Origin of the sequence: Agromyces aureus (assembly GCF_001660485.1) — a bacterium.
GTDB classification, from domain to species: domain Bacteria; phylum Actinomycetota; class Actinomycetes; order Actinomycetales; family Microbacteriaceae; genus Agromyces; species Agromyces aureus.
The window spans coordinates 3,080,303-3,092,348 of record NZ_CP013979.1 but is presented as its reverse complement, the minus strand read 5'-3'; the positions used below and the strand labels follow the sequence as shown (position 1 = coordinate 3,092,348).

Genomic DNA, 12,046 nt, shown 5'->3' with positions numbered 1-12,046 from the left:
GGAAGGAGTTGATGCGCGTGCCCGTGGCAGAGCTGCGTACCCCCGTCACCAGCGGGTCCGGGTCGATGTCGGCATCCGTTTCGACCCGTCGCCGCCGCAGAGTGGCGTCACAGGCCGACGGCCTAGGATGGCCGGTGATGACTGCCGACGAGATCGACACCGTATCGGAGTCCGAGCGTCCGCTCGGCGAACTGTTCGAAGAGCAGGCCCTGCCCTTCATCGATCAGCTGTACGCCGCGGCGCTCCGCATGACCAAGAACCCCGCCGATGCGCAGGACCTGGTGCAGGAGACGTTCGTGAAGGCCTACGCGGCCTTCGGCCAGTTCACGCAGGGCACCAACCTCAAGGCGTGGCTGTACCGCATCCTCACGAACACCTTCATCAACACGTACCGCAAGAAGCAGCGCGAGCCGTACCAGGGCACGATCGACGAACTCGAGGACTGGCAGCTCGGCGGTGCCGAGTCGACGACGGCCCGGTCGTCGCGTTCGGCCGAGGCCGAGGCGATCGACCACCTGCCCGACAGCGCCGTGAAGGACGCGCTCCAGGCGCTGCCCGAAGACTTCCGCCTCGCGGTGTACTTCGCCGACGTCGAGGGCTTCTCCTACCAGGAGATCGCCGACATGATGAACACCCCCATCGGGACCGTGATGAGCCGCCTGCATCGAGGCAGGCGGCTGCTGCGCGAGTCCCTCGCCGAGTACGCGAGCGAGCAGGGCATCGCCACTGCCGCACCGACCCCCAAGAGGCAGAAGCTGCCGAGGAGCCCCAAATGAACGACTGCGGCTGTGAGAAGGCCCGTGCAGAGCTCGAGGAGTACCTGCACCACGAACTCGCCAGTGCGGATGCCGCGGACATCCGCGCGCACGTCGAGAACTGCCCCGACTGCTCGAACGAGGTGCGCGTCGGCGTGGCCATCACCGAGGTGATGCAGCGCGCCTGCAAGGAGAGCGCTCCCGAGACCCTGCGCACCCTCGTGCTCGCGCAGATCCGCACGGTGCAGGCCGGGCACGGGGTCGCCGCCGACTGATCCGACCGCGCCGCCGGTACTCGGCGTCGTGCGACGTTCAACCGTTCGACGGACGCCCGCGCCCGACGTGCGCGCGTACCGTCGAGGGTGATGAACGAGTCAGCCCCGCCCACCACCCGATCCGGTCGTGTCCCGACCTGGCTCAGGGTGCTCCTGCCCACCGTCCTGATCCTCGTCTGGTTCGCCGCGTTCGGCGCCGGTGGGGCGTCCTTCGGCACGCTCAGCGACGTCGTCGAGAACGATCAGGCCCAGTTCCTGCCCGCCTCCTCCGAATCGGCCGAGGTGCAGGCACTGCAGTCCGAGTTCCGCGGCGACGAGTCGATCCCCGCGATCGTCGTCTATGCGCGCGACGGCGGCCTCACCGACGCGGATGTCGAGGCGATCGACGATGACGCCGAGGCGTTCGCGTCCATCGACGGCGTGCTCGCCGACGGCGTCTCGCCCGCGGTCCAGTCCGAGGACGGCGAGGCCGCGGAGGTCTTCGTGCAGGTCGACTCGTCGGCCGAGGTCAAGGAGGTCGTCGGCGAGATCCGCGAGCGGGTGGCCGAGACATCCGGAGACGGCCTCGAAGCCGCGGTCACCGGACCGGCGGGATTCACGACCGATCTCTCGGCCGCCTTCGCGGGCATCGACGGGCTGCTGCTGCTCGTCGCGTTCGGCGCGGTGTTCCTGATCCTCGTCATCGTGTACCGCTCGCCGCTGCTGCCGTTCATCGTGCTCGGCACGAGCCTGACGGCCCTCTGCACCTCGGTGCTCGTCGTGGTGTCGCTCGCGAAGGCCGACGTGCTCGTGTTGAACGGGCAGACGCAGGGCATCCTGTTCATCCTCGTGATCGGCGCCGCGACCGACTACTCGCTGCTCTACATCGCCCGGTACCGCGAGGCCCTGCACCAGCACGAGCGCAAGTGGGACGCCACCTGGGCGGCGCTGCGCGGCTCGTGGGAGCCCATCCTCGCCTCCGGCGGCACGGTCATCGCGGGCCTGCTCATGCTGCTCGCGAGCGACCTCACCTCGAACAAGCTCCTCGGCCCGGTCTCGGCGATCGGCATCGCGTTCGCGCTGCTCACCTCGCTCACGCTGCTGCCCGCGCTCATGCTCTGGGCCGGCCGGGCCGCGTTCTGGCCGGTGCGTCCGAAGTTCGGCGCGCACGTCGAGGCCGACGACGTCGTGGTTCGCAAGGGCATCTGGCCCAAGGTCGCCCGACTCGTGGCACGTCGACCTCGCGTCACCTGGATCGTCTCGACCCTGCTGCTGGCCGTCATGGCGCTCGGCGTGACGCAGCTGAAGGCCGACGGCGTGCCGTCGAGCGAGTTCGTGCTCGGCCAGTCGCAAGCCCGCGACGGGCAGGCGCTGCTGAGCGAGCACTTCCCGGGCGGCTCGGGCACCCCCGCCGTCGTCATCGCGTCGGAGGAGGATCTCGACGCGGTGGCCGAGGTCGTGCTCGCGACCGATGGCGTGGACTCGCTGTCGGTCGTCTCGGAGGACTCGCCGAGCGGGTCGCTGCCCGTGACCGAGGACGGCATCCAGCCGCTCGGTCCTCCCGGCACCCCCGTCGGCGACCCGACCGTGGTCGACGGACTCGTGCAGCTCGACGCGACCCTGGCCGATGCGAGCGACTCCGACGCGGCCGAGGAGACCGTGATCGCCCTGCGCGACGGCCTCGAGGGCGTCTCGACGACCGATCAGCCCGTGCTCGTCGGCGGCGTCACCGCGGTGGCCCTCGACACGAAGGTCGCGTCGATCCACGACCGCAACCTCATCATCCCGCTGGTGCTCGGCGTGATCCTGCTGATCCTGATGCTGCTGCTCCGCTCGATCGTCGCGCCGCTGCTGCTCATCGGCACGGTCGTGCTCTCGTTCGGCGCTGCGCTCGGCGTCTCGGCGGTCGTCTTCAACCAGGTGTTCGACTTCGCCGGCGCCGACCCGGTCGTGCCGTTGTTCGGATTCGTGTTCCTCGTCGCCCTCGGCGTGGACTACAACATCTTCCTGATGACCCGGGTGCGCGAGGAATCGGTGAAGCACGGCACCCGTCAGGGCGTCCTGCGCGGGCTCGTCGTCACGGGCGGCGTGATCACCTCGGCGGGGCTCGTGCTCGCGGCGACCTTCGCCGCGCTCGGCGTGCTGCCGATCCTGTTCCTCGCGCAACTCGCGTTCATCGTCGCGTTCGGCGTGCTGCTGGACACGTTCCTCGTGCGGTCGCTGCTCGTGCCCGCACTCGCCTACGACTTCGGACGTGCGATCTGGTGGCCGTCGAAGCTGTGGCGGGCCGGACCCGACGTCGGGGAACGGCGAGCGGATGCCACGGCCGCCGTCATGGGCGACCTTCGCGCCGATTCCGACAGCGAGGCGCACCACGCGGAGCACAAGGCCTGAGTCCGCTCGTCCGGGCGGGTGGACCCGCCCGGACGGCCCGTCCGCCGTGGACGACGACGAACGACGGGGCACCGTGGACGGGGCACGGTGGCCGGGGAACGGAAGAGGGCGGATGCCATGCGGCATCCGCCCTCTTCGGGTCTCTCAGACGATCAGAGCGTGAGCGCCCGGCTCACGAGGCCGGCCTGCTCGGCCGCGTGACGCTTGGCCGAACCCGTCGCGGGCGACGCCGACGCGGCGCGCGAGACGACCTGCACGGGCTTGTTGCCCAGCTTGTTGGTCTCGACGATGAAGTACGGCCAGACGCCCTGGTTCTCGGGCTCGTCCTGAGCCCACACGTACTCGGCGTTCGGGTAGCTGTAGGCCACCTTCTTGAGCTCATCGGCCGGCAGCGGGTAGAGCTGCTCGAGGCGCACCAGGGCGATCTCGGGGTTCGGGTTCTTGTCGAGCTCGGAGAGCAGGTCGTAGTAGAGCTTGCCCGACACGAAGACGATGCGCTTGACGGCCTCCTTGTCGGTGATCCGGGCATCGTCGATGACCGGCTCGAAGCGGCCGTTCGTGAAGTCGGTGACCTCGCTCGTCGCGCCGCGCAGGCGCAGCATCGCCTTCGGCGTGAAGACGATCAGCGGACGGCGCGGACGGGCGTAGGCCTGACGGCGCAGCAGGTGGAAGTACGACGCGGGCGTCGAGGGGCGCGCCACGGTCATGTTGTCCTCGGCGCACATCTGCAGGAAGCGTTCGATTCGGGCGCTCGAGTGGTCGGGGCCCTGGCCCTCGTAGCCGTGGGGGAGCAGGAGCACGACGCTCGAGCGCTGGCCCCACTTCTGCTCGGCCGAGGAGATGAACTCGTCGATGATGGTCTGCGCGCCATTGGCGAAGTCGCCGAACTGGGCCTCCCACAGCACCAGCGCGTCGGCCCGTTCGACCGAGTAGCCGTACTCGAAGCCCATGGCCGCGTACTCCGAGAGCAGCGAGTCGTAGATCCAGAACCTGGCCTGGTTGTCGGAGAGGTTCTGCAGGGGCAGCCACTCCTGGCCGTTCACGCGGTCGTGGAGCATCGCGTGACGCTGCACGAACGTGCCGCGGCGGGCGTCCTGGCCGGCGAAGCGCACCGGCGTGCCTTCGAGGAGCAGCGAGCCGAGCGCGAGCAGCTCGCCGAAGCCCCAGTCGATCTTGCCGTTGCGGCTCATGTCGACGCGCTTCGTGAGCAGCTGCTGGATCTTCGGGTGCACCGTGAAGCCGGCCGGCTTGTTGCCGAACGCGTCGCCGATGGCGTGCACGACGTCGGTCGAGACGCCCGTGGTGGCGAGCTCGCCGGTCGCGGGGGCCTCGGTGTCGAACGACTCGGTCGCGCCGACGATCGGGATGGATCCGGTCTGCGCGGCGTGCGTCTCGGCGAAGGCGCGCTCGAGGCGGTCCTGGAAGTCGCGGTGCGCCTCTTCGTACTCGGCCTCGGTGATGTCGCCGCGGCCGACGAGCGCCTCGGTGTAGAGCTTTCGCACCGAGCGCTTCGCCTCGATGAGGTTGTACATGAGCGGCTGGGTCATCGAGGGATCGTCGCCCTCGTTGTGTCCGCGTCGGCGGTAGCAGACGAGGTCGATCACGACGTCGCGGTGGAACTCCTGGCGGTAGCGGAACGCGAGCTCCGCGACGCGGACGACGGCCTCGGGGTCGTCGCCGTTCACGTGGAAGATCGGGGCCTGGATGGCCTTGGCGACATCCGTCGAGTAGATCGACGAGCGCGCGTCGCCCGGAACCGTGGTGAAGCCGACCTGGTTGTTGATGTTGACGTGGATCGTGCCGCCCGTGCGGTACCCGCGCAGCTGCGACATCTGCATGGTCTCGATCACGACGCCCTGACCGGCCATCGCCGCGTCGCCGTGGATCAGGATCGGGAGGGTCGAGAACGTGCCGATCGGCTTGCGGTCCTGCTTGGCGCGCACGATGCCCTCGAGCACGCCGTCGACGGCCTCGAGGTGCGAGGGGTTCGCGGCGAGCGACACGGGGATCTGCGCGCCGTCGTCGGCCGTGAAGGTGCCCTCGGTGCCGAGGTGGTACTTCACGTCGCCCGAGCCCTGGCCCGACGTGGTGCCCTCGAACTCGCGGAACACCTGGCCGTAGGTCTTGCCGGCGATGTTGGTGAGCACGTTGAGCCGGCCGCGGTGGGCCATGCCGATGGCGACCTCGTCGAGCTGCTCCTTCGCGGCGCCCTGGAGGATCTCGTCGAGCAGTGCGATGACCGACTCGCCGCCCTCGAGGCTGAAGCGCTTCTGGCCGACGTACTTGGTCTGCAGGAAGGTCTCGAACGCCTCGGCCTCGTTGAGCTTGCCGAGGATGCGCATCTGCTCGTCGTGCGTGGGCTTCTCGTACTTGCGCTCGACCTGCTCCTGGATCCACGTGCGCTGCTCGGGATCCTGGATGTGCATGTACTCGATGCCGATGGTGCGGCAGTACGAGTCGCGGAGCACGCCGAGGATGTCGCGGAGCAGCGCCGTGCGGGTGTTGCCGAAGCCGCCCGTGACGAACTCGCGGTCGAGGTCCCAGAAGGTGAGGCCGTGGCTCTCGATGTTCAGGTCGGGGTGCGAGCGCTGCTGGTACTCGAGCGGGTCGGTGTCGGCCATCATGTGACCGCGCACGCGGAACGAGTTGATGAGCTCCTGCACGCGGGCCGTCTTGTCGATGGCGCTCGCGATGTCGACCGAGATGTCGGGCGACCAGTGGATGGGCTCGTACGGCAGGCGGAGGGCCGCGAAGAGGTCTTCGTAGAAGCCGCGCTGGCCGAGCAGGAGCTCGTGCACCTTCTTCAGGAACTCGCCCGACCCGGCACCCTGGATGACGCGGTGGTCGTAGGTCGAGGTGAGCGTGATGGTCTTGCCGATGGCGAGGTTGGCGAGCACCTTCTCGGAGGAGCCCTGGAACTCGGCCGGGTACTCGAGGGCGCCGGCGCCGATGATGCAGCCCTGGCCCTTCATGAGGCGGGGCACCGAGTGCACGGTGCCGATGCCGCCCGGGTTCGTGAGCGAGATCGTCGCGCCGGAGAAGTCGTCGGCGGTGAGCTTGTTGTTGCGGGCGCGGCCCACGAGGTCTTCGTAGGCGTTCAGGAACTCGTTGAACGTCATCGACTCGGCGCGCTTGATGGCGGGCACGAGGAGCGCACGGGTGCCGTCGGGCTTCGGGATGTCGATCGCGATGCCGAGGCCGATGTGGGCGGGCTTGACGAGGCTGGGCTTGCCGTCGACCTCGCTGTAGAAGACGTTCTGGCTCGGGAACTCCTTGAGCGCCTGGATGAGCGCCCACCCGATGAGGTGCGTGAAGCTGACCTTGCCGCCGCGCGTGCGGCGCAGGTGGTTGTTGATCACGATGCGGTTGTCGATCATGAGCTTCGCGGGAACGGTGCGCACGCTCGTGGCGGTCGGCACGGTGAGCGAGGCGTCCATGTTGGCGGCGAGGGCCTTGGGCATGCCCCGCAGCGGCACGACCTCGTCGTGGCGCTCGCCGTCGTCGACGACCTGTACGGGGCTCGTGACGGGCACGTCGGCCGGCACGGGGGTCGAACGCGGGGCCACGGACGTGGTCCGTGCCTCCGGCGCCTGCCCGATGACCGCGTTGGGCGTCGTCGCGGGGGCGGATGCCGCGGCAGCGGCCGGTGCGTCCGCGGGCGCCTCAGCGGCGGGGACAGCAGCGGTGGCGGCGGCCGGAGCGGCGGCGGTCTCGGTCGCAGGCGTCTCGCCCGCGGCATCCGTCGTCGGCGTCGCGGTCGCCGCGGCACGGGAGTCGCGGTACGACTCGAGCACCGGCCACCAGGACCGGTCGACCGACTCAGGGTCGACGACGAACTTCTCGTACATCTCGTCGACGAGCCATTCGTTGGCCCCGTACTCGCCCGCCGTGGTCTCTTCGGACCCGGACCCGGTCAATTGGCTCGACACAGCCGATCGCCCACTCTCTCCGTTGATACTGGATGTTCTGCGGCGATCGTTGCGCTTCGCGGTTCTCGCTCGGGTTCGATCGCCCCGACAAGCCTAAACCCCTTCCGCGACCTCGGCTTCCAGCCGGTCGCGGTAGCGTGAGTTCCATGGAGTTCTACCGCACCGAACCCAGCCACGACCTGACCTACTCCGACGTGTTCCTCGTGCCGAGCCGGTCGGGTGTCACGAGCCGTCTCGACGTCTCGCTGGCTCCCGACGACGGGTCGGGCGCGTCGGTGCCGATCGTGTCGGCGAACATGAACTCTATCACCGGTCCGAGGCTCGCGTCGTCGCTGGCCAGGCGCGGCGGCATCGGCGTGCTGCCGCAGGATCTCCACCTGCAGGATCTCGCCGAGTCGATCCGGTGGGTCAAGGCGCAGTCGGCCAGGTTCGACACGCCCTACACGTTCGCCCCGGAGTCCACCGTCGCCGATGCGCTCGCGGTGCTGCCGCCGGTCGCGGGGCAGGGCATCGTGCTGCAGGGCGACGACGGCGAGTACGTCGGATGCATCGTGGCCGAACGCCTGGCGACCGCGCTGCCCGACGCGCGCCTCGGCGACCTCGTGCACGGCGGCCTCGCGTCGCTCGACGCCGACGACGTCGAGACGCCCCGTCGGGCGTTCGACCTCATGGTCGACGCGGGACTCGACTTCGCGCCCGTCCTGCACCACGGCCGCGTCGTCGGCACGCTGAGTCGGCGCAGCGCGCTCCGCGGCACGATCTACGAGCCCAACGTCGACGCCGAGGGTCGCCTCCGGGTCGCCGCGGCCGTCGGCATCAACGGGGATGTCGCGGCGAAGGCGTCCGCCCTCGTCGCGGCCGGCGTCGACATGCTCGTGCTCGACACGGCCCACGGGCACCAGGAGGGCATGGTCCGCGCGGTGTCCATCGTGCGCGACCTCGGTCTCGGGGTGCCGATCGTGGCGGGCAACATCGTCACGGCCGATGCCGTCGCCGATCTCGTCGAAGCCGGCGCCGACGTGCTGAAGGTCGGCGTGGGGCCCGGCGCGATGTGCACGACGCGCATGATGACGGCCGTCGGGCGGCCGCAGTTCTCGGCCGTGCTCGAGACCGCCGAGGCCGCGCGCGAGCTCGGCGCGCGCGTGTGGGCCGACGGCGGCGTGCGGTATCCGCGCGACGTGGCGCTCGCCCTGGCGGCGGGCGCGTCATCCGTCATGATCGGTTCGTGGTTCGCCGGCACGATCGAGGCGCCCGGAACCCTGGCCCGCGACCCGGACGGCCGCCTCTACAAGGAGAGCTGGGGCATGGCTTCCACGAAGGCCGTGCGCGAGCGCTTCGACCGCCTCTCGCCCTACGAACTCGCGCGCAAGGAGCTCTTCGCCGAGGGCATCTCGTCGTCGTCGATCTACCTCGACCCGCTGCGCCCGTCGCTCGAGGACCTGATCGACATGATCACGTCGGGCGTGCGCAGTTCGTTCACGTACGCGGGGGCGCGCGACCTCGCCGAGTTCCGGGACCGCGCGCGCGTCGGCATCCAGTCGGCGGCAGGTTATGAAGAGGGCAAGGCACTTCCGGTCAGCTGGTGATCCACCGGGAGATCCCCGGGCGGTCGCCGATATACTCGATCGCACAATGGACGATCCTCCCTCTGCCAATCCCAGTCATAGACCCTCGCCCGTGATCGACCGGGGAGGTGACGATGTCTGAGTGGTTGCTGCTCGGCATCGGACTCCTCCTCACGGTCGGCACGGGCTTGTTCGTTGCGAGCGAGTTCGCGCTCGTCAACCTCGATCGCGCCGATCTCGAGGCGCGTCGTTCGCGGGGTGAGACGAGGCTCTCGCTCACCATCTCCGCGCTGAAGATCACCTCGACGCACCTCTCGAGTGCGCAGCTCGGCATCACGCTGACGACCCTCCTCACCGGCTACACCATGGAGCCGGCGATCACCTCGCTGCTCGCCGCACCACTGACCGCGTTGGGCATTCCCGAGGCGATCGTGCGCCCGGTGGGCGTCATCACGGCGGTCGTCGTCGCGACGCTCCTGTCGATGATCATCGGCGAGCTCGTGCCCAAGAACTTCGCGCTCGCGCTGCCGCTGGCCACCGCCAAGGTGGTGATGCCGTTCCAGACCGCGTTCACCTGGGTGTTCCGCCCCGCGATCGTCGTGCTGAACGGCAGCGCGAACGGTGTGATCCGCGCGTTCGGCATCGAGCCGAAAGAGGAGCTCTCGGGCGCCCGCTCGGCCGAGGAGCTCTCGTCCCTCGTTCGCCGCTCGGCGAGTGCCGGCCTGCTCGAGCAGGACACCGCGACCCTCCTCGGCCGCACCCTGCGCTTCGCCGATCACGATGCATCCGACGTCATGACGCCGCGGCCCGCCGTGTCGGCCGTGCAGCGTCAGGACTCCGCCGAGACCGTGCTCGAGCTGGCCCGCCAGACGGGCTTCTCGCGGTTCCCCGTGTACGACGAGAACCTCGACGACATCGTCGGCCTCGTGCACGTCAAGCAGGCGGTCGCGGTGCCTCGCGAACGGCGGGCGGATGTCCCGGCATCCGCCCTGCAGTCCGAGGCGCTCCGCGTGCCCGAGACGATGACCCTCGACGTGCTGCTCGAGGAGCTCCGCGGCCGCGGGTTCCAGATGGCCGTCGTCGTCGACGAGTACGGCGGAACGGCCGGCGTCGCGACGCTCGAGGACCTGGTCGAGGAGCTCGTGGGCGAGGTCGCCGACGAGCACGACCGCACGCGTGCGGGCGTCGTGCTCCGCGAGGGCTCGGTGGCGTTCCCCGGCATCCTGCGACCCGACGAGCTCGTTGACCGCACCGGCATCCGGGTACCCGAGAACGGCGACTACGAGACCGTCGCGGGCTACGTCATCTCCGAGCTCGGCCGCCTGCCGGTCGTCGGCGACGAGGTGCGCATCGAGGGCGGGACCCTCGCCGTGCAGCGCCTCGACGGACGACGTATCGACCGACTGAGGTTCGTGCCCGACCCGGTGCCGCTCGACGACGCGGAAGAAGGTGGTGACCGATGAGCGACTGGTTGGGCATCGTCTGGCTCGTCGTGCTCCTGCTCGCCAACGCCTTCTTCGTCGGAGCGGAGTTCGCCGTCATCTCGGCGCGACGCTCGCAGATCGAGCCGCTCGCCGAGCAGGGCAAGCGCAGCGCCAAGACGGCCCTCTGGGCCATGGAGCACGCCACGCTCATGCTCGCGATGAGCCAGCTCGGCATCACGATCTGCTCGCTGCTGATCCTGAACGTCTCCGAGCCGGCGATCCACCACCTGCTCGAGGTGCCGCTGCACCTCACGGGCTGGTCGGAGGCGGTCATCTCGACCGTCGCGTTCATCGTGACGCTCGTGCTCGTGTCGTACCTGCACGTGGTGTTCGGCGAGATGGTGCCGAAGAACCTGTCGTTCTCGCTGCCCGAGCGCGCCGTGCTGCTGCTCGCCCCGCCGCTCGTGCTCATCGCCCGGGTGTTCCGCCCGGTGATCGTGGCGCTGAACGCGACCGCGAACGGCGTGCTGCGCCTGTTCGGCGTCGAACCGAAGAGCGAGGCGAACTCGACCTTCACGCTCGACGAGGTGCAGACCATCGTCGACCGGTCGCGGGCCGAGGGCGTGCTGGCCGACGCGAGCGGCACGCTGACCGCGGCGTTCGAGTTCACGACCAAGCGCGTGGCGGATGTCGCGCTGCCGATGTCCGCGCTCGTGAGCCTGCCCGTGACGGCGACCCCCGCCGACGTGGAGCGGGCGGTCGCGAGACGCGGGTACTCGCGCTACGTGATCCTCGGCCCGGACGGCGAGCCCGACGGCTACGTGCACCTGAAGGACGTCATCGACCTCAGGGTCGACGAGTTCGACGACCCGATCCCCGCGAAGCGGGTGCGTCGCCTGGTCTCGATCTACGACGGCACCGACCTCGAGGATGCGCTGGCCACGATGCGCCGCCTCGGCACGCATGTCGCGCGCGCGTTCGACGAGCAGGGGGCGACGACGGGCGTGATCTTCCTCGAGGACATCATCGAGGAGCTCGTCGGCGAGGTGCAGGACGCCACCAGGCGAGGCTGACCCCGCGCGGCGGCGTCACGCGGTGAACGGCCGGCCGCGGCATCCGATCGACGGATGCCGCGGCCGGCCGTTCTGCACGGTGCTCGGCGACGGTGCGGGCACGGCGGCCGGGCGGCGACGGAGACCTGCCACTCGTTCCGCGTACGGGATCGGCCGCGAGGGCCCGGCGTAGACTCGCGCCGACCCGAGGATCCGAGGAAACATCATGTTCGAGAAACTCATGGCGACGGCCGTCCTCCCTGCGTCGGACCTCGGCCGAGCCAAGGCCTGGTGGCACGACGTGCTCGGCCGCGATCCGGTCTACGAAGACCTCGAGGGCATGGGCCTGTTCTACGACGTGGGCGGCACCATCGTCATGGTCTACCGCACGGAATTCGCCGGCACGGCCGGGAACACCGCCTTCAACCTCATGACCGACGACCTCGATCGCGACATGACCGCGCTCCGCATGCACGGCGTCGTGTTCGCCGACTACGACCTGCCGGGCCTGAAGACGGTCGACGGCGTCGCCGAACTCGGCGACGAGCGCAGCGCGTGGTTCACCGACAGCGAAGGCAACATCTTCGCGATCGGACAGCTCTCACCCGGGATGATGGAGCGGGCCATGCAGATGCGCCGGACTTCGGCGGGTCCGGCATGACCGACCCGCTCA

8 protein-coding genes are annotated in these 12,046 nt (G+C 69.7%); 7 read left to right on the top strand and 1 reads right to left on the bottom strand.

From position 1 onward, the window contains the following. Positions 1-137: 137 nt before the first annotated feature. The 3 genes from ATC03_RS13880 (at position 138) to ATC03_RS13870 (ending at position 3,403) form a co-directional block, all read left to right on the top strand. Positions 138-776, top strand: a complete 639-nt coding sequence (locus tag ATC03_RS13880) for a sigma-70 family RNA polymerase sigma factor (protein ID WP_067878253.1) — start codon at positions 138-140, stop codon at positions 774-776. Next, complete coding sequence (locus ATC03_RS13875) at positions 773-1,030, top strand: zf-HC2 domain-containing protein (RefSeq protein ID WP_067878250.1); 258 nt, start codon at positions 773-775, stop codon at positions 1,028-1,030. The genes ATC03_RS13880 and ATC03_RS13875 overlap by 4 nt, the downstream gene beginning before the upstream one ends. 90 nt (positions 1,031-1,120) lie before the next feature. After that, positions 1,121-3,403, top strand: coding sequence for an MMPL family transporter (locus ATC03_RS13870; protein ID WP_084003504.1), 2,283 nt, complete (start codon positions 1,121-1,123; stop codon positions 3,401-3,403). Positions 3,404-3,555: 152 nt separating this feature from the next. On the opposite strand, the gene ATC03_RS13865 is transcribed toward ATC03_RS13870, so the two are convergent. Then, positions 3,556-7,332, bottom strand: coding sequence for a multifunctional oxoglutarate decarboxylase/oxoglutarate dehydrogenase thiamine pyrophosphate-binding subunit/dihydrolipoyllysine-residue succinyltransferase subunit (locus tag ATC03_RS13865; RefSeq protein ID WP_067878244.1), 3,777 nt, complete (start codon positions 7,330-7,332; stop codon positions 3,556-3,558). Between the two features lie 146 nt (positions 7,333-7,478). Here ATC03_RS13865 and guaB1 point away from each other — a divergent pair, with 146 nt between their 5' ends. From guaB1 to ATC03_RS13845, 4 genes are all read left to right on the top strand, one after another. Next, entirely contained in the window at positions 7,479-8,918 is a 1,440-nt protein-coding gene (guaB1, locus tag ATC03_RS13860; protein ID WP_067878241.1) for a GMP reductase, read from the top strand. A 113-nt stretch (positions 8,919-9,031) separates the two neighbouring features. Further along, complete coding sequence (locus ATC03_RS13855) at positions 9,032-10,360, top strand: hemolysin family protein (RefSeq protein ID WP_067878238.1); 1,329 nt, start codon at positions 9,032-9,034, stop codon at positions 10,358-10,360. Further along, positions 10,357-11,394, top strand: a complete 1,038-nt coding sequence (locus ATC03_RS13850; RefSeq protein ID WP_067878236.1) for a hemolysin family protein — start codon at positions 10,357-10,359, stop codon at positions 11,392-11,394. Before ATC03_RS13855 ends, ATC03_RS13850 begins: the two co-directional genes overlap by 4 nt. Before the next feature lie 205 nt (positions 11,395-11,599). After that, complete coding sequence (locus ATC03_RS13845; RefSeq protein ID WP_067878233.1) at positions 11,600-12,034, top strand: VOC family protein; 435 nt, start codon at positions 11,600-11,602, stop codon at positions 12,032-12,034. Positions 12,035-12,046: the final 12 nt, after the last annotated feature.

Excerpts from the sequence above, each read along its gene's own strand:
- ATC03_RS13880 (WP_067878253.1), top strand. The coding sequence starts at position 138 with ATGACTGCCGACGAGATCGACACCGTATCGGAGTCCGAGCGTCCGCTC.
- ATC03_RS13875 (WP_067878250.1), top strand. The coding sequence starts at position 773 with ATGAACGACTGCGGCTGTGAGAAGGCCCGTGCAGAGCTCGAGGAGTAC.
- ATC03_RS13870 (WP_084003504.1), top strand. The coding sequence starts at position 1,121 with ATGAACGAGTCAGCCCCGCCCACCACCCGATCCGGTCGTGTCCCGACC.
- guaB1 (WP_067878241.1), top strand. The coding sequence starts at position 7,479 with ATGGAGTTCTACCGCACCGAACCCAGCCACGACCTGACCTACTCCGAC.
- ATC03_RS13855 (WP_067878238.1), top strand. The coding sequence starts at position 9,032 with ATGTCTGAGTGGTTGCTGCTCGGCATCGGACTCCTCCTCACGGTCGGC.
- ATC03_RS13850 (WP_067878236.1), top strand. The coding sequence starts at position 10,357 with ATGAGCGACTGGTTGGGCATCGTCTGGCTCGTCGTGCTCCTGCTCGCC.
- ATC03_RS13845 (WP_067878233.1), top strand. The coding sequence starts at position 11,600 with ATGTTCGAGAAACTCATGGCGACGGCCGTCCTCCCTGCGTCGGACCTC.